At 61.1% G+C, this 20,081-nt stretch carries 22 protein-coding genes; 5 read left to right on the top strand and 17 right to left on the bottom strand.

The annotated features are described in order from the left end of the window. The first annotated feature begins 23 nt into the window (after window positions 1–23). Entirely contained in the window at window positions 24–731 is a 708-nt protein-coding gene (locus J7302_RS20080) for a DUF6901 family protein (protein ID WP_251702167.1), read from the top strand. A 388-nt stretch (window positions 732–1,119) separates the two neighbouring features. Here the strand turns inward: J7302_RS20080 and J7302_RS20075 are convergent, their stop codons facing one another. Beyond that, window positions 1,120–1,668: an adenine phosphoribosyltransferase gene (locus J7302_RS20075; protein WP_215378779.1), complete on the bottom strand. Its 549-nt coding sequence runs from the start codon at window positions 1,666–1,668 to the stop codon at window positions 1,120–1,122. A gap of 56 nt (window positions 1,669–1,724) precedes the next feature. Beyond that, the gene (fnr, locus tag J7302_RS20070; protein ID WP_215378720.1) at window positions 1,725–2,459 is read right to left on the bottom strand and encodes a fumarate/nitrate reduction transcriptional regulator Fnr; all 735 of its coding nucleotides are present in this window, start codon (window positions 2,457–2,459) and stop codon (window positions 1,725–1,727) included. Window positions 2,460–2,680: 221 nt separating this feature from the next. On the opposite strand from fnr, the gene J7302_RS20065 reads away from it, so the two are divergent. After that, a complete protein-coding gene (locus J7302_RS20065) occupies window positions 2,681–2,860 on the top strand; it encodes a hypothetical protein (RefSeq protein ID WP_215378718.1) in 180 nt (59 codons plus the stop codon). A gap of 200 nt (window positions 2,861–3,060) precedes the next feature. Here J7302_RS20065 and hemN read toward each other — a convergent pair whose 3' ends face one another. From hemN to ccoN (J7302_RS19995), 14 genes are all read right to left on the bottom strand, one after another. Beyond that, entirely contained in the window at window positions 3,061–4,443 is a 1,383-nt protein-coding gene (gene hemN / locus J7302_RS20060) for an oxygen-independent coproporphyrinogen III oxidase (RefSeq protein ID WP_215378716.1), read from the bottom strand. 82 nt (window positions 4,444–4,525) lie between these two features. Next, window positions 4,526–5,251: a sulfite exporter TauE/SafE family protein gene (locus J7302_RS20055; RefSeq protein ID WP_215378714.1), complete on the bottom strand. Its 726-nt coding sequence runs from the start codon at window positions 5,249–5,251 to the stop codon at window positions 4,526–4,528. Further along, window positions 5,244–5,453, bottom strand: coding sequence for a cbb3-type cytochrome oxidase assembly protein CcoS (gene ccoS / locus J7302_RS20050; protein ID WP_215378712.1), 210 nt, complete (start codon window positions 5,451–5,453; stop codon window positions 5,244–5,246). The genes J7302_RS20055 and ccoS overlap by 8 nt, the downstream gene beginning before the upstream one ends. A 60-nt stretch (window positions 5,454–5,513) precedes the next feature. Beyond that, window positions 5,514–7,913: a heavy metal translocating P-type ATPase gene (locus tag J7302_RS20045; protein WP_215378710.1), complete on the bottom strand. Its 2,400-nt coding sequence runs from the start codon at window positions 7,911–7,913 to the stop codon at window positions 5,514–5,516. 11 nt (window positions 7,914–7,924) lie between these two features. After that, complete coding sequence (locus tag J7302_RS20040; protein WP_215378709.1) at window positions 7,925–8,425, bottom strand: FixH family protein; 501 nt, start codon at window positions 8,423–8,425, stop codon at window positions 7,925–7,927. A 14-nt stretch (window positions 8,426–8,439) separates the two neighbouring features. Then, window positions 8,440–9,852 (bottom strand): cytochrome c oxidase accessory protein CcoG, encoded by a 1,413-nt coding sequence (gene ccoG / locus J7302_RS20035; protein WP_215378708.1) that lies wholly within the window; start codon window positions 9,850–9,852, stop codon window positions 8,440–8,442. A 135-nt stretch (window positions 9,853–9,987) separates the two neighbouring features. Beyond that, on the bottom strand, window positions 9,988–10,962 hold the full coding sequence (ccoP, locus tag J7302_RS20030; protein WP_215378707.1) for a cytochrome-c oxidase, cbb3-type subunit III: 975 nt from the start codon (window positions 10,960–10,962) through the stop codon (window positions 9,988–9,990). Then, on the bottom strand, window positions 10,959–11,147 hold the full coding sequence (locus J7302_RS20025; RefSeq protein WP_215378706.1) for a cbb3-type cytochrome oxidase subunit 3: 189 nt from the start codon (window positions 11,145–11,147) through the stop codon (window positions 10,959–10,961). Before J7302_RS20025 ends, ccoP (J7302_RS20030) begins: the two co-directional genes overlap by 4 nt. Window positions 11,148–11,153: 6 nt before the next feature. After that, entirely contained in the window at window positions 11,154–11,765 is a 612-nt protein-coding gene (gene ccoO, locus J7302_RS20020; RefSeq protein ID WP_215378705.1) for a cytochrome-c oxidase, cbb3-type subunit II, read from the bottom strand. After that, window positions 11,765–13,207 carry a cytochrome-c oxidase, cbb3-type subunit I gene (ccoN, locus tag J7302_RS20015; RefSeq protein ID WP_215378704.1) on the bottom strand — a complete coding sequence of 481 codons (1,443 nt, stop codon included), beginning with the start codon at window positions 13,205–13,207 and terminating at the stop codon, window positions 11,765–11,767. The genes ccoO (J7302_RS20020) and ccoN (J7302_RS20015) overlap by 1 nt, the downstream gene beginning before the upstream one ends. A 430-nt stretch (window positions 13,208–13,637) precedes the next feature. After that, the gene (gene ccoP, locus J7302_RS20010) at window positions 13,638–14,573 is read right to left on the bottom strand and encodes a cytochrome-c oxidase, cbb3-type subunit III (protein ID WP_215378702.1); all 936 of its coding nucleotides are present in this window, start codon (window positions 14,571–14,573) and stop codon (window positions 13,638–13,640) included. Continuing rightward, entirely contained in the window at window positions 14,570–14,746 is a 177-nt protein-coding gene (locus J7302_RS20005) for a cbb3-type cytochrome oxidase subunit 3 (protein ID WP_215378700.1), read from the bottom strand. The genes ccoP (J7302_RS20010) and J7302_RS20005 overlap by 4 nt, the downstream gene beginning before the upstream one ends. Window positions 14,747–14,749: 3 nt before the next feature. Then, a complete protein-coding gene (gene ccoO, locus J7302_RS20000; RefSeq protein WP_215378698.1) occupies window positions 14,750–15,361 on the bottom strand; it encodes a cytochrome-c oxidase, cbb3-type subunit II in 612 nt (203 codons plus the stop codon). Between the two features lie 10 nt (window positions 15,362–15,371). Beyond that, a complete protein-coding gene (gene ccoN / locus J7302_RS19995; RefSeq protein ID WP_215378696.1) occupies window positions 15,372–16,796 on the bottom strand; it encodes a cytochrome-c oxidase, cbb3-type subunit I in 1,425 nt (474 codons plus the stop codon). A gap of 110 nt (window positions 16,797–16,906) precedes the next feature. On the opposite strand from ccoN (J7302_RS19995), the gene J7302_RS19990 reads away from it, so the two are divergent. After that, entirely contained in the window at window positions 16,907–17,524 is a 618-nt protein-coding gene (locus tag J7302_RS19990) for an alpha/beta family hydrolase (RefSeq protein ID WP_215378694.1), read from the top strand. Window positions 17,525–17,538: 14 nt separating this feature from the next. Here J7302_RS19990 and J7302_RS19985 read toward each other — a convergent pair whose 3' ends face one another. Further along, on the bottom strand, window positions 17,539–18,015 hold the full coding sequence (locus J7302_RS19985; RefSeq protein WP_215378692.1) for an Lrp/AsnC family transcriptional regulator: 477 nt from the start codon (window positions 18,013–18,015) through the stop codon (window positions 17,539–17,541). Window positions 18,016–18,152: 137 nt separating this feature from the next. On the opposite strand from J7302_RS19985, the gene kynB reads away from it, so the two are divergent. Further along, window positions 18,153–18,794, top strand: coding sequence for an arylformamidase (gene kynB / locus J7302_RS19980; protein WP_215378690.1), 642 nt, complete (start codon window positions 18,153–18,155; stop codon window positions 18,792–18,794). A gap of 9 nt (window positions 18,795–18,803) precedes the next feature. Continuing rightward, window positions 18,804–20,054, top strand: a complete 1,251-nt coding sequence (gene kynU, locus J7302_RS19975; protein WP_215378687.1) for a kynureninase — start codon at window positions 18,804–18,806, stop codon at window positions 20,052–20,054. Window positions 20,055–20,081 lie beyond the last annotated feature (27 nt).

Here is a 20,081-nt window from a genome sequence, read left to right as displayed (position 1 = left end):
TTTTTACTGAGTGAGGCTAGACCATGACACCCAAGGCCATGGCTGATTCGCTGGTGCGTTACGAGTTTGCCTTCCCCGATGGGCATCGCTGGTCGCATCAGGTGAACCTGGCAGAGGGCGAGCAGGGGCCATGTTCGCAGGCCTTACCAGATTGGGTGCGTCTGGGTTTCCAGCAGTGCAGCCATTGCCCGCTGGATGCCCGACAGGTTGCCTGTTGCCCATTCGCCCGCGCGCTGGCGCAGCCGGTTGAGGTGCTGGCGCATTCGCCTTCCTACGAGGAGGTGAATGTGACCGTGTTCTGGCGCGGGCGTGAAATTCGTCAGCACACCACCTTGCAACGGGCACTTGGCTCGCTATTGGGCGTGCTGGGAGCCGCGTGCGGCTGCCCACACACGCGACTGCTCAAGGCCATGGCCTGGTTTCACTGGCCATTCAGCACCTCTACCGAAACCCTCTATCGGGCCCTGGGGACTTACCTGCTGGGCCAGCACTTGCGGCTGCAGCGGGGACTGACCGCGGATTGGTCGATGGCGGGGCTGCGCGATATCTACCGCAACCTCAGGCTGGTGAACCTCGGCATGGCTGGACGCCTACGGGCGGCCGCGGAAGAAGACTCCAGTCTCAACGGCCTGGTACTGCTGGACCTGCTGGCGGCGGACACGCTCTATTCGCTCGATAGTTATGACGGCGAGTTGGATGAGTACTTCGCCGATTTCTTCGAAGAGGAATAGAGGCTTAGCTTGGGGAGCGCACCGCGAAGGGGCGCCGGGCAGCCCAGCGGCCCATCTGAGCTTGACCATTGAAACCACGACGGTGCTTCCAGCACTCTTCCAGGCCCTTGGTCTCGTGGTCGAGGGGTGGAAGTTAGGGCGATAGTAGTCGAAGTAGGGTTTGATCATCTTCGGGAAGAAGCCATCGCGCGGCCCCAGTCGGATCTTCAGGCCGTATGCCCAGCTGCGCCAGTTGAACAGCGGGTCGTTGAAGGAGTCGCTACTCCGCCGTACTTTTGGGTCGATGCAATGCTGAAGTCCATTCGGCGGACCGGGCGGTTGACTTTGGGCTGGGATCGCTGGCCCAGCTACGATTGGGGCGGGCCCATTGGGAGGGCCCGCAGCGAGATCAACGTTCGGCGAGGGAGAAGGCCGTCAGCGAGAAGGTGGGAATGCCTGCATCTTCCAGACGCTGGGAACCGCCCAGCTCAGGCAGGTCGATGATGGCTGCGGCCTCAAACACGCTGGCACCCATTCTTCGCACCAGACGAGCTGCTGCCATCAGTGTTCCGCCGGTGGCGATCAGGTCGTCGAAGATCAGCACCTTGTCACCCTCACACAGGCTGTCGCTGTGGACTTCCAGCAAGGCCTCGCCGTACTCGGTCTGGTAACCCTCGGAGAGCACGTCGGCGGGCAGCTTGCCCTGCTTGCGGAAGAGAATCAGTGGCTTGTTCAGTTCGTAGGCGATGATCGAACCAATCAGGAAACCCCGCGCATCCATGGCGCCGATGTGACTGAAATCAGTCTCGACATAGCGCTGGATGAAGCTGTCGGCCACCAAGCGAAGAATGCGCGGTGACTGAAACAGCGGGGTGATGTCGCGGAAGATCACGCCGGGTCTGGGGAAGTCCGGTACCGGGCGGATCAGGGATTTGATGCTGATTTCGTCGTAGATCATCGTCATGGTCTATGGTGCGGAGGCTGGATCGAGGGCGGGGAGAACCCGCCGTTGGCTCAACTCTGGATGCTGCCGCCGGCCAGGGCGCAAAGCTCGATGGGGTCGAGGATGCTCACTTCCTTGCCCTCGGCGGCGATGAGTTGGTTCTGCTGGAAACGGGTGAAAACCCGGGATACGGTTTCGACCGCCAGGCCCAGGTAGTTGCCGATCTCGTTGCGCGACATGGCCAAGCGGAACTGGTTGGCTGAGAAGCCTCGGGCACGGAAGCGCGCTGAAAGGTTCACCAGGAAGGTGGCAATGCGCTCATCCGCTGTTTTCTTCGACAGCAGCAGCATCATTTGCTGGTCATCACGGATCTCTCGGCTCATCACCCGCATCAACTGCCTACGTAATTGCGGGAGTTGCACGGAAAGGTCATCGAGGCGTTCGAACGGAATCTCGCAGACCGAGGTGGTTTCCAGGGCTTGGGCCGAGACCGGGTAGAGTTCGGTGTCCATGCCGGACAACCCGACCAGTTCACTGGGCAGGTGGAAGCCGGTGATCTGTTCTTCGCCGGTATCCGTCACGGTAAAGGTTTTGAGCGCGCCGGAGCGCACGGCGAAGACCGAACCGAAGGCATCGCCCTGGCGAAAGAGGTATTCGCCTTTCTTCAGGGGGCGGCCGCGTTTGACGATCTCGTCGAGCGCGTCCATGTCTTCCATATTCAGTGACAGCGGCAGGCACAGCGGGGCAAGACTGCAATCCTTGCAGTGGGCCTGGGGCATGTTGCGCACCTTGATGATTTCGGACATCGGCTAATCCTTGCAGGGCATACACACAATGGCCGTAAGGGTAACGCAGAGTATGATCCACGGCCAGAAAAGGCCTACCTGAATGATTGTTCAATTTGCCAGCAGGCAGGCCGATATCGGTTCGCAAGGACGTAAGGAGCACTTCTGATTTGCACCTGGATACGACCGACTGATCGACAGCCTGTGCCTAGTCATGCGGCGACAAGTCGCAGGTGACCAGCATGAGGCTGTCAGTGGCGGCCGCCGGAGGAAAGTGTTCGGGTCAGTTTTTCGCCCTTGGGCAAGGTCGGGCTGTCTGGGCATATGATGCTATGGATCAAATCAACCTGCCCGACGTCATCAAACAGTTGCTCAAGCTGATTCGTGCGATCAAGGCACAATTCGTCGAAAAGCAGGCATAACTGCAGGCCCTGGTGGCGGATAGTAACCTGGCTCAGGCGGCAATGCTGACGCAGATGGAGGCGTTGAACACCGAGCTGTCTGGCCTGCAGTCGGCACTCATGGTCGCCGTTGGGCGCTATGGTCAAGGTGATGGCAGAGGCAAACCTCACCGACGAGCAATCGCTCGAGGCCACCAGGTTGATGGTGGCCCGAGCCTGTTTCAGATGACCCGCGAGTAGCGCTGGTTGTTCTGCCCGGCCAGGAAATGGTCGAACAGCATGCACAGCGAGCGCACCAGCAGACGACCGCTGGGTAGCACGTCTATACCCTTTTCGGTCAGGTTGATCAGCCGATCGTTGGCCATTTGCTGGAGTTGCGGCCATATCGTCGCGAAATAGCCACGAAACTCGATGTTGAAACGTGTCTCGATGTTGGCGAATTCGAGCTCGAATTCGCAGATCAGTTGCTGGATCACGGCGCGCCGGATGCGGTCATCTTCGTCGCAGACCAGCCCACGAGCGGTGGCCAGAAGCCCTTGTTCGAGGCTGGCCTGATAGTCGAGGAGCTGGCTGCTGTTCTGACAGTAAAGATCGCCGACCTGGCTGATCGCGGAAACGCCCAGACCGATCAGGTCGCAGTGTCCGTGGGTGGTATAGCCTTGGAAGTTGCGCTGGAGGCGGCCATCCTCCTGGGCGATGGCCAGCTCATCGTCTGGCAGTGCGAAGTGGTCCATGCCGATGTAGCGGTAACCTGCTGTGCTGAGTTGCTCGATGGTCCGCTCGAGCATTTCCAATTTCTGCGCTGGCGCCGGCAAGTCCTCATTGCGGATCCGGCGTTGCGGCATGAACCGCTCCGGAAGGTGGGCATAGTTGAAGACCGAAAGACGGTCGGGCTGCAAGGCGATCACCTCGTCCACGGTCCGGGCGAAGTTGTCCGGCGTCTGCTTGGGCAGGCCGTAGATGAGGTCGAGGTTGACCGAGCGATACTGCAGCGTACGTGCAGCTTCGACGATGGCGCGGGTTTCCTCGAGACTTTGCAGGCGATTCACCGCGCGCTGAACCGCGGGGTCAAGGTCCTGAACGCCGATACTGACGCGGTTGAAGCCGAGTTCGCGCAGCAGGCCCATGGTCGACCAGTCGGCCTCGCGCGGGTCGATCTCGATGCCGTAGTCGCCGGCATCGTCATCCAGGAGGTGGAAGTGCTTGCGCAGGTGGCCGATCAGGCGTCGTAGTTCGTCGTGGCTCAGGAAGGTCGGGGTCCCACCGCCGAAATGCAGTTGCTCCACCTTTTGGCCTGGGTCCAGGTGGCAAGCGATCAGTTCGATTTCCCGTTCCAGTCGTTCGAGATAGGGCAGGGCCCGACCGCGATCCTTGGTGATGATCTTGTTGCAGGCGCAGTAGTAGCAGATGTTGGCGCAGAACGGCACATGCACATACAGCGAAAGAGGGCGTTTGGCCTTGCGGCTTTCGCGCAGGGCATGAAGCAGGTCAAAAGAGCCTACCCGGTGGTCGAACTGCACCGCGGTGGGGTAGGACGTGTAACGCGGGCCTGGGGTGTCATAGCGCTTTATCAGGCCGGCGTCCCAGCGAATGTCATCGAGCATGCGGGAATCCCCGGATCAACAGTCAGTGTCGGCGAGTCTAGAAGTGGCCAGGGCTAGCCATCTTGACCTGCATCAAGGCTGCTCAGTGACTGTGTACGGGCTCGCTATTGGCGCTGCTATGACTGCTATGGCCCATCAGCCAGGCTTGATGGGGGCCGGGAAGGGACCAGAGGCCGAAGAGGATCACCAGTGCTCCGCCAGCCATGCGCACCCCGCGCTTGCGCAGCAGGGCGGTAAGGCGTTCGGCGGCGAGTCCAGTGGCCAGCAGGACGGGCCAGGTACCGACGCCAAAGGCCAGCATCAGTAGTGCGCTGTCGGCTGATGTTCCCTGGCTGGCAGACCACAATAAGGTGCTGTAGACCAGCCCGCAGGGCAACCAGCCCCATAGTGCCCCGAGCAGCAGGGCGCGCGGCAAGCTGGAGACGGGCAGCAATTTCTGGGCGATGGGTTGGATATGCCGCCAGAGGCCTCGGCCCAGCGCTTCGATATGGGTCAGGCCGCTCCACCATCCGGCCAGGTAGAGGCCCATGGCAATCAGCAGAAGTGCAGCGATTACGCGTAGGAGGGTTGCTGCGGGACTATTGGCGACAGCCCAGCCGACAAGTCCGATGAGCAAACCAGCGAGGCCGTAGCTGAGAATGCGCCCGAGGTTGTAGGCGAGCAGCAGGCGGAAGCGGCGGGTACGTTGCTCGGGCGGAATGGCGAGGGTCAGGGCTCCCATCAGGCCACCACACATGCCCAGGCAATGGCCGCCCCCCAGCAGGCCAAGAATGAACGCGGACAATAGCAGTGGGGCAAGTTCAGCCACGGGGGGCGTCCTGGTCGTCCTTCTCGCCCCCAGCTTCGGCGATGCCAGCTTTGTGCTTGGGATCTTCGTCATCGAACAGGATGCTGTGGGCTGGGCTGTCGAGGTCATCGTACTGGCCGCTGTCCACGGCCCAGAAGAACAGCCAGATGGCGAATCCGACCAATCCAATAGCGACGGGAATCAGAATGTAGAGCGCGGGCATGGCAATTTCTCTATTTGAGCGGCGAGCCTTGGGCGGTGGCAGGCTTCCCGCTTCAGGCCTTCAGCTTTTGGCCAGTCGAAGCGCATTGACTACCACCACTAGAGAACTGACTGACATACCGAACGCGGCCCAGAGTGGGGTGATCCAGCCAAGGGCAGCGAAGGGCAACACCAGGCCATTGTACAGCGTTGCCCAGGTGAGGTTCTCGATGATGATGCGGCGCGTCCTGCGAGCCACAGTGAAGGATTGCACCAGACTTTCCAGTCGGTTCGAGAGCAGCACGGCGTCGGCGCTGGTCTTGGCCAGGTCGGTTGCGCTGCCCATGGCGACGCTGATGTCCGCGCCGGCAAGTACCGGCACGTCGTTGACGCCGTCACCCAGCATGAGGACCCGGCGACCCTGCTTGTGCAGTTGGCGCAGAACTTCCAGTTTTGCATCCGGGGTCATGCCTGCACGGGCATCTTCGATTCCCAGCTGACGAGCGATGGCGGCGACCATGGGCGAGCTGTCGCCGGAGAGCAACAGCAGCCGCCAGCCGCGCTCGCGGCAGGCCTCCAACAAGGCCGGGGCATCCGCGCGCAGGTGGTCGTCGAGAACGAACCAGGCCAGCGGACCCTGATCGTCGCCCAGCAGCAGCCATTGGCCCTGGTCGCCAGGAATGGCCGGTACCGGCTGCCCGCTCAGCTCGGCGACGAACTCCGCCTGGCCGATGCGCAGGTGGCGGCCACTAACCTGGCCTTCCAACCCCCGGCCAGGAACGCTTTCAACGCAATCGGCGGCCTCGGGGGCGCGGCCGAAGGCGCGGGCGATCGGGTGCTCCGATCGGTTTTCCAGCGCGGCGGCCAGGGCTAGGCAGTTATTGCTATCAAGCAGGCCGAGGGGGTGGATGGCGCTGAGGGTCAGGCGACCTTCGGTGAGGGTGCCGGTCTTGTCGAAGATGACGGTATCGATGTGGTTGAGTCCTTCCAGCACATGGCCGCGCGTCAGCAGCAGGCCAAGCTTGTGTAGGCTTCCGGTGGCCGTGGTGAGCGCAGTGGGTGTGGCCAGGGCAAGGGCGCAGGGGCACGTAGCCACCAGCAGCGATAGCACGACCCAGAATGCCCGCTGCGGGTCGATCTGCCACCAGACGATGCCGACGACTGCCGCCGCAGTCAGGACGATGAGCAGGAACCACTGGGCGACTTTGTCGGCCAACTCAGCGAGGCGCGGCTTGTCGGTTTGGGCGCGCTCCAGCAGCCGGACGATCGCGGAGAGGCGGGTACTGTCGCCCAAGGCTTCGACTTCGATGGTCAGTGGGCCTTCGACATTGAGGGTGCCAGCCGTGACAGGGTCGCCCTGGCAGCGTGCCTGGGGCAGGTATTCGCCGGTCAGTACGGATTCGTCGATGCTGGATTGGCCTTCGAGAATGCGTCCGTCTGCGGGGAGCAAGGCCCCCGGCGGAACCAGAACGCGATCACCGGTGCGTAGTTCATTCAGCAGAATCCGTTCGCTGTGGCCATCGACATCCAGCCTCAAGCACGATGACGGTAGCAGGTTCACTAACTGCGCCGTGGCTGCGGCAGTGCGCTCTCGGGCCCTGCGCTCCAGATAACGGCCGGTCAGCAGGAACAGGGCAAACATGCCTACGGCGTCGAAATACAGTTCACCGACCCCGGTGACGGTGGACCAGATACCGGCGACATAGGCACCGCCGATGGCCAGGGAGACGGAGACGTCCATGGTGAGGTGACGGGTGCGCAGGTCGCGCAGGGCACCACGGAAGAATTGACCACAGCAATAGAAGACGATAGGCGTGGTCAGGAACAGGCTGACCCAGCGCAGGATGGTGTCGAGCTCTGCGGAGAGGTCGATATTGAACTCCGGCCAGGTGGCCATGGCAGCCATCATTACCTGCATCCAGAGCAGGCCGGCGACACCCAACTGGCGCATGGCGCGGCGGTTTTCCGCAGTCAGGCGCTCGGCGGCTTCGTCCGGCTTGTAGGGATGGCCGGCGTATCCGATCTTGCGCAGTTCCTTGAGCAGTTGGCTCAGGGGAAGCTGGCTGTCTGCCCAGCGCACCTGCAGGCGGTGGTTGGACAAGTTCAGGCTGGCTTCGGCGACTGCCGGGAGCGCACGTAGATGCTTTTCGATCAGCCAGCCGCAGGCCGCGCAGCTGATGCCCTCGATCAGCAGGCACGTCTCGCTCAGTTCACCCTGATGCTGGACGAAGGGCTGCTGGACTTCGGCGCGATCATAGAGCGCCAACTCGTCAGGCAACTCCCTGGGCAGGGCTTCGGGGTTGGGGGCCCTATCGCTGCGGTGGTGGTAGTAGCTCTCAAGCCCGCCGGCGACGATGGCTTCGGCCACGGCCTGGCAGCCCGGACAGCACATGGCCCGCGTCTCTCCCAGCACGCGGGCCTCGAAACGGCTGCCGGCGGGAACCGGCAGGCCGCAGTGATAGCAGGAAAGGGGGGTGTTCATTCCAGGCTGGCTTATTCGCCGAGACGGATTACGCCACCCTTCTCGAGGTTTTCTTCCTCGAACAGGCGCCAGTCCTGGCCTTGCTCCTGGCCGATCAGTTCAACGAAGCGGCGGCCACTGACCGGGTCTTGCAGTTGGCCACGATACTTGCCGTCAGCCTGGGGCTGAAGCACGACACGGCGGTCCTTTTCAGGCTGAGTGGGGGACAGCAGGCTGAGCACCAGTTGTTGAGGATGGCTTTCGCCGTTCAGTTCCAGTACCACCTCGCCGCTTTCTTCCTGGATTCTCAGGCTGGCCTTCATGCCTAAGCGCTCTGCCAGGTTTTCACGCTCCAGGGAGGTGTTGATGCCTTTGCCGACTTCGTAATAGTTGTCGGATACAAGGCTTGGCGGGTTCTTCGTGGCGATCACCAGCATGGTGGTCCCCAGCACCACGGAGGTGCCGAGGATACTGAGGATGAACCAAGGCCAGAACTGCTTGTACCAGGGGCTTACGGGTGCTTCGGACTGCATGGTGGTTCCATTGTCTAGCGGACGCTGGGGCCGATGAAACGGCTGTCGGCGTCAGTCTTGATGCTGGGGACATCCGCGGAGTGGACGCGGAAGAGGATCTTGTTGGTGCTTGAGGGCAGCTGGTCAGGTTCGATGGACAGCTCCACCGGCACCGAGAGGACTTCTCCGGCCTCTGCGCGAACCTCACGCTTGCCTTCATAGACAAGGCCGTCAAGGCCCTCGGCTTCGATGACGAAAGTCTGGTCCAACTGCGACTTGTTCATCACTTTCAGGGTGTAGACGTTCTCGATTCGGCCCTGTTCGTTCTCGCGGAACAGGACGCGGTCCTTGATCACGTCAAGCTCTACCAGCGAGCGTGCTGCCACGGCGTAGGCGAACATACCGATCATGGCTACAAGGGCGACAGCGTACCCGATCAGGCGCGGGCGCAGCAGATGGGTCTTCTGGCCGTTCAGGTTGTGCTCGGTGGTATAGCTGATCAAGCCTTTCGGGTAGTTCATCTTCTCCATGATCGAATCGCAGGCGTCGATGCAAGCAGCGCAGCCGATGCACTCGATCTGCAGGCCGTCACGGATGTCGATCCCTGTGGGGCAGACCTGGACGCACATGGTGCAATCAATGCAGTCGCCGAGGCCCTGAGCCTTGTAGTCGATGCCCTTCTTGCGCGGACCGCGTGATTCGCCGCGACGCGGGTCGTAGGAGACGATCAGGGTGTCCTTGTCGAACATCACGCTCTGGAAGCGCGCATAAGGACACATGTAGATGCACACCTGCTCGCGGAGCCAGCCAGCGTTGCCATAGGTGGCGAGGGTGAAGAAGCCGACCCAGAAATAGGCCCAACCACTGGCCTGGCCAATGAAGAAATCAAAAATCAGTTCGCGAATCGGCGTGAAGTAGCCGACGAAGGTCATGCCGGTGGCGAAGCCGATCATTAGCCACAAGCCATGCTTGGCCGACTTGCGCAGTAGTTTCTGCGAGGTCATGTGAGCTTTGTCGAGCTTCATGCGCTGATTGCGGTCACCTTCGGTGACCTTTTCGCACCACATGAAGATCCAGGTCCAGACGCTCTGCGGGCAGGTGTAGCCGCACCAGACGCGTCCAGCGAATACGGTGATGAAGAATAGGCCGAAGGCGCAGATGATCAGCAGCCAGGACAGGAGGACGAAGTCCTGGGGCCAGAAGGTGGCGCCAAAGATGTAGAACTTGCGCTCGGGCAGGTTCCACCAGACGGCCTGGCGGTCATTCCAGCTGAGCCAGACAGTGCCGAAATAGAGTAGGAACAAGAACGCTCCGCCGCTCATGCGCAGGTTGCGGAAGATGCCGGTGAAAGCGCGCGTGTAGATTTTTTCGCGGCTGGCGTACAGGTCGACGTTATCGCCTTTGGCCGGAGGAGGGGTGATGTTCTGGACGGGAATCTGTTCGCTCATCGTTCTCATACCACGGCAGTTATCGGCGCCCTGACCAGTACATTGCCGGTCGGAGTCTTGGAGCCTGCCGCATATGGTACGCCTGATAGCGGCCTGCCATGTGCGACAGTGCGTCGCGCATGGCAGGTTAGGGTATTACTTGGCTTCAGCTTCTGCAGCAGGTTTCTGCGACAGGCTGTACACATAGGCGGCCAGCAGGTGCACTTTGTCGTTGCCGAGGATTTGCTCCTGGGCAGGCATCATGCCTTGACGACCGTAACGGATGGTCTGCTGCAGTTGGGCAAAGCTACTGCCGTAGATGAAGGCGTTCGGGTGCGTCAGGTCTGGCGCGCCCATGGCTGGTGTACCTTTGCCTTCCGGACCGTGGCAAGCCACGCAGTTGGCGGCGAAGATCGCCTTGCCAGCTTGCGGATCAGCCTTAGCCTCCTTCGGCAGGTCGCGACCGTGCAGTTGCACGCGGACGAACGCTGCAACGTCACGCACGCCTTGTTCGCCGACTACCTCACCCCAGGCTGGCATTACGCCATGGCGGCCACCGAGAATGGTGGTCTTGATGGTGGCGGGTTCGCCGCCCCAGCGCCAGTCGTGGTCGGTCAGGTTCGGGAAGCCATAGGCGCCCTTGGCGTCGGAGCCGTGGCAGACCGAGCAGTAGGAGGCAAACATGCGGCCGCCCATTTTCAGGGCCTTCTCGTCCTGGGCCACTTCCTCGATTGGCATGGCAGCGTACTTGGCGAAGATCGGGCCATATTCCTTGTCGGCCCTGTCCATTTCCTTTTCCCACTGATGCACGCCGGTCCAGCCGGACTCACCGTTGGCGAACGGCTTCCCTTCAGCGACTTCGTTGTAGCCAGGGAAAATGCCTTTCCAGTTGCCCATGCCTGGGTACATGACCAGGTAGCCGACGGCGAAGATCAGGGTGCCGACGAACAGCATGAACCACCACTTGGGCAGCGGGTTGTCGTATTCCTCGATACCGTCGAAGGAATGGCCGACCTTTTCATCGGTGCTTTCCTGGCGCTGTCCCCGGCGGGTGGCGAAGATCAGCCAGGTCAGCGCTACCAGCGTGGCGCTGGTGAGCAGGGTTACGTACCAACTCCAGAAAGAAGTCATTCTTTGTTACTCCTAGAATCTTGCTCGTCACGCTTGGCGGACTTGGGAGGCTCATCCGCGAAGGGCAAGTTGGCGGCCTCGTCGAAGCTGCTCTTGCGCTTGCTGCTGTAGGCCCAGAGCACGACACCAATAAAGGCGACGAAGACCACGAAAGTGCCAATACCGCGGAGAGTCCCGATATCCATCATGCGTTACCGTTTGTTCTTGATAGAGGTGCCCAGGCCTTGGAGGAACGCAACCAGTGCGTCCATCTCGGTCTTGCCCTTGACGGCTTCCTTCGCGCCAGCGATGTCTTCGTCGGTGTAGGGCACGCCCAGTTTGCGCAGAGCTTCCATCTTGTCGGCAGTGTGCTTGCCGTCGAGCTTGTTCTCAACCAGCCACGGGTAGGCCGGCATCTTCGATTCCGGAACTACGTTGCGCGGGTTGTACAAGTGGGCACGCTGCCAGTCGTCGGAGTAACGGCCGCCAACGCGGGCCAGGTCCGGACCGGTGCGCTTGGAGCCCCACAGGAACGGGTGGTCCCAGACGCTTTCGCCCGCAACGGAGTAGTGGCCATAACGCTCGGTTTCGGCACGGAACGGACGAACCATCTGCGAGTGGCAGCCAACGCAACCTTCGCGGATGTAAATGTCGCGGCCTTCGAGTTCCAGCGCGGTGCGCGGTTTCATGCCTTCGACTGGGTTGTTGGTCACGTCCTGGAAGAACAGAGGCACGATCTGTACCAGGCCGCCGATGCTCACGGCGATCACCATGAACAGTGCCAGCAGGCCGACGTTCTTCTCGACTAATTCATGTTGCTTCATTAGTGATGAGCTCCTTGCGGAATCTGCGCAGCGGCGTCGTATTCAGCCGGCTTGGCAGCACGTACGGTGCGGTAGGTGTTGTAGGCCATCAGCAGCATGCCGGTCACGAAGAAGGCGCCGCCGATCATGCGCACCAGGAAGCCCGGATGGCTGGCCTCAAGGGCTTCGACGAAGGAGTAGGTGAGGGTGCCGTCTTCGTTGACTGCACGCCACATCAGGCCCTGGGTGATGCCGTTGACCCACATGGAGGCGATGTAGAGCACGGTGCCGATGGTCGCAAGCCAGAAGTGGGCGTTGATCAGACCGACGCTGTGCATCTGCTCACGACCGAAGACCTTCGGAATCAGGTGGTACAGCGAGCCGATGGAGATCATCGCAACCCAGCCGAGGGCGCCGGCATGCACGTGGCCGATGGTCCAGTCGGTGTAGTGGGAAAGGGCGTTGACGGTCTTGATGGCCATCATCGGGCCTTCGAAGGTGGACATGCCGTAGAAGGCCAGGGATACCACCAGGAAGCGCAGGATCGGGTCGCTACGCAGCTTATGCCAGGCGCCCGACAGGCTCATCATGCCGTTGATCATGCCGCCCCAGCTCGGAGCGAGGAGGATCAGGGACATGGCCATGCCAAGGGACTGGGCCCAGTCCGGCAGTGCGGTGTAGTGCAGGTGGTGTGGACCAGCCCAGATGTACAGGGTGATCAGCGCCCAGAAGTGCACGATGGACAGGCGATAGGAGTAGATCGGACGCTCGGCCTGCTTGGGTACGAAGTAGTACATCATCCCGAGGAAGCCGGTGGTCAGGAAGAAGCCCACGGCGTTGTGACCGTACCACCACTGGATCATCGCATCGGTTGCGCCGGCGTACATGGAGTACGACTTGAAGGCGTAGACCGGCATTTCCATGCTGTTGACGATGTGCAGCATGGCGGTGACCAGGATGAAAGCGCCGAAGAACCAGTTACCCACATAGATGTGCTTGGACTTGCGCTTGATGATGGTGCCGAAGAAAACCACCGCATAGGTGATCCAGACGATCCCCAGGAGGATGTCGATCGGCCACTCCAGCTCGGCGTACTCCTTGGAAGAGGTGTAGCCCAGCGGCAGTGTGATCACCGCCAGCACGATCACGGCTTGCCAACCCCAGAAGGTGAAGGCGGCCAGACTATCGGAGACCAGGCGGGCTTGGCAGGTGCGCTGTACCACGTAGTAGGACGTGGCGAACAAGGCGCAACCACCAAACGCGAAGATCACCGCGTTGGTATGCAGTGGGCGCAGACGGCCGAAGCTGGTCCACGGTAGGCCAAGGTTGAGTTCCGGCCACACGAGTTGTGCGGCAATGAACACACCTAGACCCATCCCTATGACCCCCCAGATCACCGTCATAACGGCGAACTGGCGGACCACCTTATAGTTATAAGCAGTCTGACTGATTGCTGTGCTCATGCTAGGGGTTCCACGGTTAATGGAGTTTTTCTGGGGACAAAAAATCGGCGGCAAGTATGGAGAAAGAGGGTAGCCATTGCAACGACACATGCCGACACAATCAGGGTTTCAGAGCCCTCTGGACAAGGATTGGCGCGCGTGCTTTCGGCGCGGTCAGAAGGTGACGAGCGCTCAATGCGCTGCGAGAAGAAGGGGATCGCCTTAGAGTCGGGACGTATAGCGACTGCGAGGAAGCTTAGCCTAAGTCAAAGCGGGATGTGTGCTGCTTGTCGGAGAGGTGCGACACTGGGTCGCACTATATAGAGGAAGATAAATGAAGGCGGACACATCCTTGTGTCCTGGCGCCTGTGGACGCCGTATTACGCGGCTGGCAGTTTGGCGTTCACCTGGCCGCCGAAGGGGGAGGCGTCCGTGCCTCCCTCGCGCCTTTCTACTTTCCGGCGGTTTGTTCGCCCTGTTGCGACAGGCTGTATACATAAGCGGCTAGCACGTGGACCTTGTCTTGACCCAGATATTCCTGTTGGGCGGGCATCTGACCGTTGCGGCCGTATCGAATGGTCTGCTGCAACTGCGTTAGGCCGGAGCCGTAGATCCAGCCGCCGGGACGGGTCAGGTCCGGTGCTCCCATCATTGCTGTGCCCCTGCCTTCGGCACCATGACAGGCGGTGCAGGTGCTGGCGAACAGGGCCTTGCCCGCTGCGAGGTCGGCCTTGGTGTCTACCGGCAGTTTCAGGCCAGCGAGGTCCTGACGCACATAAGCGGCGACATTCTTCACGCCCTCGTCACCAAGTATTTCGCCCCAGGCAGGCATGGCGGCAACGCGGCCATGGAGGATGCTGGCCTTGATGGTTTCGGGCTCGCCACCCCAGCGCCAGTTGCTGTCGGTGAGGTTCGGGAAACCCACTGCTCCCTTGGCGTCCGAGCCATGGCAGATGGAGCAATAGGTGGCAAACAGGCGGCCCCCCATCTTAAGGGCTTGGGGGTCCTGGGCCACAGCCTCGATTGGCATGGCCGAATAGCGCGCGAAGATCGGGCCGTACTGTTGCTCGGCCTTGTCCACTTCACGCTGCCATTGCTTGACCTGTGTCCAGCCGTCCTCATAGCCCGGGAACACGCCTTTCCAGTTGCCGAGACCTGGATAGACCACCAGATAGCCGGCTGCGAAGATCAATGTGCCGATGAACAGCAGGAACCACCACTTGGGCAGCGGATTGTCGTATTCCTCAATGCCGTCGAAGCTGTGGCCCATGGTTTGGTCCGTGGTGCCTTTTGCCTCGCCCTTGCGCGTGGCGAAGATCAGCCAGACCAGGGCGAGAAGGGTAAATATGGTGAGCAGGGAGATGTACCAGCTCCAGAAAGTGGTCATGCGTGAGGGCTCCTAGAGTCGTTCCGGTCGAGCGTGACGTCATCAGCGAAGGGTAGATTGGCCGCCTCTTCGAAGCTTGCCTTGCGTTTACCGCTGTACGCCCAGCAGATCACACCAAGGGTGGCGATCAGCACCACGAGGGTGCCGAGGCCACGCAGCGTTCCGATATCCATGGACTACCTCTTGTTCTTCAGGCTGGTGCCGAGGACCTGCAGATAAGCGACCAGGGCATCCATCTCGGTCTTGCCCTTGACTGCCGACTGGGCGCCTGCAACGTCTTCGTCGGTGTAAGGCACGCCCAGTGTCCGCATTGCCTTCAACTTCGCAGCGGTATCCTTGCCGTCGAGGGTGTTTTCTACCAGCCAGGGGTAGGCCGGCATCTTCGATTCCGGCACTACGTTGCGCGGGTTGTACAAGTGGGCGCGGTGCCAGTCATCTGAGTAGCGGCCGCCAACGCGAGCCAGGTCCGGACCGGTACGCTTGGAGCCCCACAGGAACGGGTGGTCCCAGACGCTTTCGCCCGCAACGGAGTAGTGGCCATAACGCTCGGTCTCGGCACGGAACGGGCGGATCATCTGCGAGTGGCAGCCAACGCAACCTTCGCGGATGTAGATGTCGCGGCCTTCCAGTTGCAGGGCGGTATAGGGCTTCATGCCTTCCACCGGGTTGTTGGTCACGTCCTGGAAGAACAGCGGTACGATCTGTACCAGGCCGCCAATGCTGACGGCCAGGACCATGAACAGCGCCATCAGGCCAACGTTCTTCTCGATTACTTCATGCTTTTTCATCTGGCGCTCCTCAGGCGATCTGCGCAGCTGCGTCGTACTTGGCCGGTTCTACGGCGCGGGCGGTACGCCAGGTGTTCCAGGCCATTAGCAGCATGCCGCTGAGGAAGATCGCACCACCGATCATGCGCACCACGAAGCCAGTGTGGCTGGCTTCAAGGGCTTCGACGAAGGAGTAGGTGAGGGTGCCGTCTTCGTTGACTGCACGCCACATCAGACCCTGGGTGATGCCGTTGACCCACATGGAGGCGATGTAGAGCACGGTGCCGATGGTCGCGAGCCAGAAGTGTGTGTTGATCAGGCCGATGCTGTGCATCTCCTCGCGGCCGAAGACTTTCGGGATCAGGTGGTACAGCGACCCGATTGACACCATCGCTACCCAGCCCAGCGCTCCGGCATGGACATGGCCGATGGTCCAGTCGGTGTAGTGGGAAAGGGCATTGACGGTCTTGATGGCCATCATCGGGCCTTCGAAGGTAGACATGCCGTAGAACGCCAGGGAGACGACCAGGAAGCGCAGGATCGGGTCGCTGCGCAGCTTATGCCAGGCGCCGGAAAGGGTCATCATCCCATTGATCATGCCGCCCCAGCTGGGCGCCAGCAGTACCAAGGACATAACCATGCCAAGGGACTGGGCCCAGTCCGGCAGTGCGGTGTAGTGCAGGTGATGCGGGCCGGCCCAGATGTACAGGGTGATCAGCGCCCAGAAGTGCACAATGGACAGGCGGTAGGAATACACCGGGCGCTCGGCCTGCTTGGGCACGAAGTAGTACATCATCCCCAGGAAGCCTGCAGTCAGGAAGAAACCCACGGCGTTATGGCCATACCACCACTGGATCATCGCATCCGTGGCACCCGAGTAGAGCGAATAGGACTTGGTCAGGGTGACGGGGAGTTCCAGGTTGTTCACCAGGTGCAGAATCGCAACTGTGAGGATGAAGCCGCCGAAGAACCAGTTGCCCACGTAGATGTGCTTGGTCCTGCGCTTCATCACCGTGCCGAAGAACACGATGGCGTAGGAAACCCAGACGATGGTGATCAGGATGTCGATCGGCCATTCCAGTTCGGCGTATTCTTTCGAGCTTGTATAGCCCAACGGCAGGCTGATGGCAGCCAGGACAATCACCAGTTGCCAACCCCAGAAGGTGAAGGCGGCGAGTTTGTCCGAAACCAGCCGCGTCTGGCAGGTGCGTTGCACTGCGTAGTAGCTGGTGGCGAACAGCGCGCATCCGCCAAAGGCGAATATCACCGCATTGGTATGCAGCGGGCGGAGGCGACCGAAGCTGGTCCAGGGCAGGTTGAAGTTGAGTTCCGGCCAAGCTAGCTGGGCTGCCAGGAGAACGCCGAGCCCCATCCCGACGATTCCCCAGACCACCGTCATAATGGCGAACTGGCGGACCACCTTGTAGTTGTAGGCGGTACTGGTTGCTGTGCTCATGTTGTGGGCTTCCGTACACGGTTTCTTGGAATTGCGTGGGAAGCATGGTGAAACGCCTCGGAACCCCTATTGACTTGGATCAACGGCCTCTGACTACCGGAGATGTCTGAATGTTGTTGTCGCAAAGGCCTTTGGGCCAGGTAAAGAGCACACTGATTCTTGCCCATGGGGCGGGCGCGCCGATGGATAGTCCATTCATGGAAAACGTGTCGGAGAAGCTGGTGGCGCGTGGGGTTGCGGTAGTTCGGTTCGAGTTTCCCTACATGTCGGCGAGGCGGGAGGACGGGCGAAAACGCCCCCCTAATCCACAGGCACAATTGCTCGCCCACTGGCGTGTGGTGTATGAGCAGGTGCGACAGCAGGTCACAGGGCCACTGGCTATAGGCGGCAAGTCTATGGGAGGGCGTATGGCCAGCCTCGTGGCGGACGAGTTAGGGGCGGATGCGCTGGTATGCCTGGGCTATCCCTTCCATGCCGTGGGCAAGGCTGACAAGCCGCGTGTCGCCCACCTGGCGGATCTAAAAACACCGACCTTGATCATTCAGGGGGAGCGCGACCGCATGGGGGATCGCCAAACGGTCGTCGGTTACAGCCTGTCCCAGGCGATTCGTGTGCACTGGCTCCTGGCCGCCGACCACGACCTGAAGCCGCTCAAGGCTTCAGGCCTGAACCATGAACAGCACCTGGAGACTGCGGCGGATGAAGTTGCGCGATTCCTCGCCAAATAGGCCAGCGCTGGCTGCTACCTCCTCGCCACCAGCAGGTCCAGCACGCCGCCGCCTTCCTTGATCTTTTGCAAGATGATCTCGGAGCGGATATCGGTGACCCCGACCGTCCGGTTCAGCTTGTTAACGATGAAGTCGGAGTACTGCTTGAGGTTGCGGGCCTGCACTCTCAGCACATAGTTGCTGGCGCCGGTAATTACGTAAGCGCTGACGACCTCGGGCCAGGACTGCACCTTCTGGATGAATGCCTCGTGCCAGTTCTCATCGTCCTGGCGCATGGAAATGTGCACGATGGCTCCCAGCTCCACCCCAAGCCGCTCGGCATTGAAGACGGCGCGATAACCTTCTATTACGCCGTTGTCTTCCAGGATGCGCAGCCGGCGCAGACAGGCCGACGGTGAGAGTGCGACCTTTTCCGCCAGATCCTGATTGCTGATGCGGCCGTTCTGCTGCAGGCAGAGGAGGATACGAATGTCTGTGGAGTCTAGTGTCATGATTTTAGAATAATATTGCGTATTTGATTTTATTAGTCAAATTATATTCGAGAATTGGACGATTGTTTCTCTGAATTTGCACGAAAATTCGAGTGGGGTTCCGTCATCATCTTCCCGGTAGCAACTGGAGATCGAGCATGTCGGTATCCCCTCGCTTATGGGACATCAGTCCCTGGATCAACCCGGCCATTCCCACCTGGCCCGGCGATACGCCCTACACCGAAGAGGCGGTTTGGCACATGGGGCCGGACTGCCCGGTCAATGTCGGTCGTATCAGCCTGTCGCCGCATACCGGCGCCCATGCTGATGCGCCCCGGCATTACGACCCGGCTGGTGCTGCTATCGGGGCCGTGTCCCTGGAGCCTTACCTGGGGCCCTGCCGGGTCATCCATTGCATGGATGGCAGGCAACTCGTGCGTCCGGAAGATATTGCACCGCATCTGCAGGGCGTTCCGCCGCGGGTGCTGTTGCGAGCCTGCCAACAGGCCGCCCAAACCCAGTGGGATGAGTGCTTTCGGGCGGTGGCGGCGGACACGATCGAGTTGCTCGCCGCCCATGGCGTGCGCCTGATCGGTATCGATACGCCCTCGCTCGACCCGCAGCAGTCCAAGACTCTGGACGCCCACAAGACCGTTGCACGGCATGGTATGGCGATTCTGGAGGGGCTGGTCCTCGATGAAGTACCGGCTGGCGACTACGAGCTGATCGCGCTCCCTCTCAAGTTCACCCACCTCGATGCCAGCCCGGTTCGTGCGGTGCTGCGTCCTCTATCGACCTAGGAAAAGAAGATGACAACAAGAGAACATTGCCTGGCGCTCGACGCCCAGGACTCGCTCGCCCATTTGCGCGCTGACTTTGCCCTGCCCGAAGGTGTGATCTATCTGGACGGCAACTCCCTCGGCGCCCGCCCGGCTGCCGCGCAGGAGCGTGCCCGACAGGTACTCGCGGAGGAGTGGGGGGACGGCCTGGTCCGTAGCTGGAATACCGCCGGCTGGCGCGCCCTGCCAGAGCGCTTGGGCAACAAGCTCGCACAGCTGATTGGCGCAGCCGAAGACGAAGTAGTAGTGACTGATACCACCTCGATCAACCTGTTCAAGGTGCTGGTGGCAGCACTCCGCGTCCAGGCCAATCGCGACCCCTCACGCAAGGTGATTGTCTCCGAGGCCAGCAACTTCCCCACTGACCTCTACATGGCCGAGGGCCTGGCCGACATGCTCCAGCAGGGTTATTCCCTGCGTCTGGTACAGAGCCCTGAGGAGCTTCCCGCAGCCATCGGCGCGGACACGGCTGTGGTGATGATCACCCACGTCAACTACAAGACTGGCTACCTGCATGACATGGCTGCCCTGACTGCACTGGCCCATGAGTGCGGCGCGCTGGCCATCTGGGACCTGGCCCACTCGGCCGGCGCCGTGCCGGTGGACCTGAAGGGCGCGAATGCCGACTACGCCATCGGCTGCACCTACAAGTACCTGAATGGTGGTCCTGGCTCACCGGCGTTCGTCTGGGTTGCGCCACATCTGCGTGACCTGGTCTGGCAGCCGCTCACTGGTTGGTGGGGGCACGCCCGTCAGTTTGGCATGGAGACCAGTTACGAGCCGGCGCCGGGCATCGGTCGATACCTCTGCGGCACCCAGCCCATCACGTCGTTGGCGCTTGTCGAGTGCGGCCTGGATGTTTTTGCCAAGACCGATATGCAGGCCCTGCGATGCAAGTCCCTGGCGCTGACTGACCTGTTCATCAATCTGGTTCAGCAGCGTTGTGCCAAACACCCGCTCACTTTGGTGACGCCGCTCGAGCATGCCCATCGTGGCAGCCATGTCAGCTTCGAGCATCCGGAAGGCTACGCGTTGATCCAGGCGCTGATCGAGCGCGGCGTCATCGGTGATTACCGTGAGCCCCGCATCATGCGATTCGGCTTTACCCCGCTCTACACAAGCTTCGCCGATGTATGGGATGCAGCAGAGATCCTGGGCGAGATCCTCGACTCCGGTATCTGGCAACAAGAGCGCTTCCGCGTTCGCCACAAGGTGACCTGACCTTCAGACCCACCTGAGACGGCGCCC

This window comes from Metapseudomonas boanensis, from assembly GCF_018704125.1.
GTDB classification, from domain to species: Bacteria; Pseudomonadota; Gammaproteobacteria; order Pseudomonadales; family Pseudomonadaceae; genus Metapseudomonas; species Metapseudomonas boanensis.
Note: the sequence above shows the minus strand (reverse complement) of the source record. Positions and strands in the feature narration are given on the sequence as shown.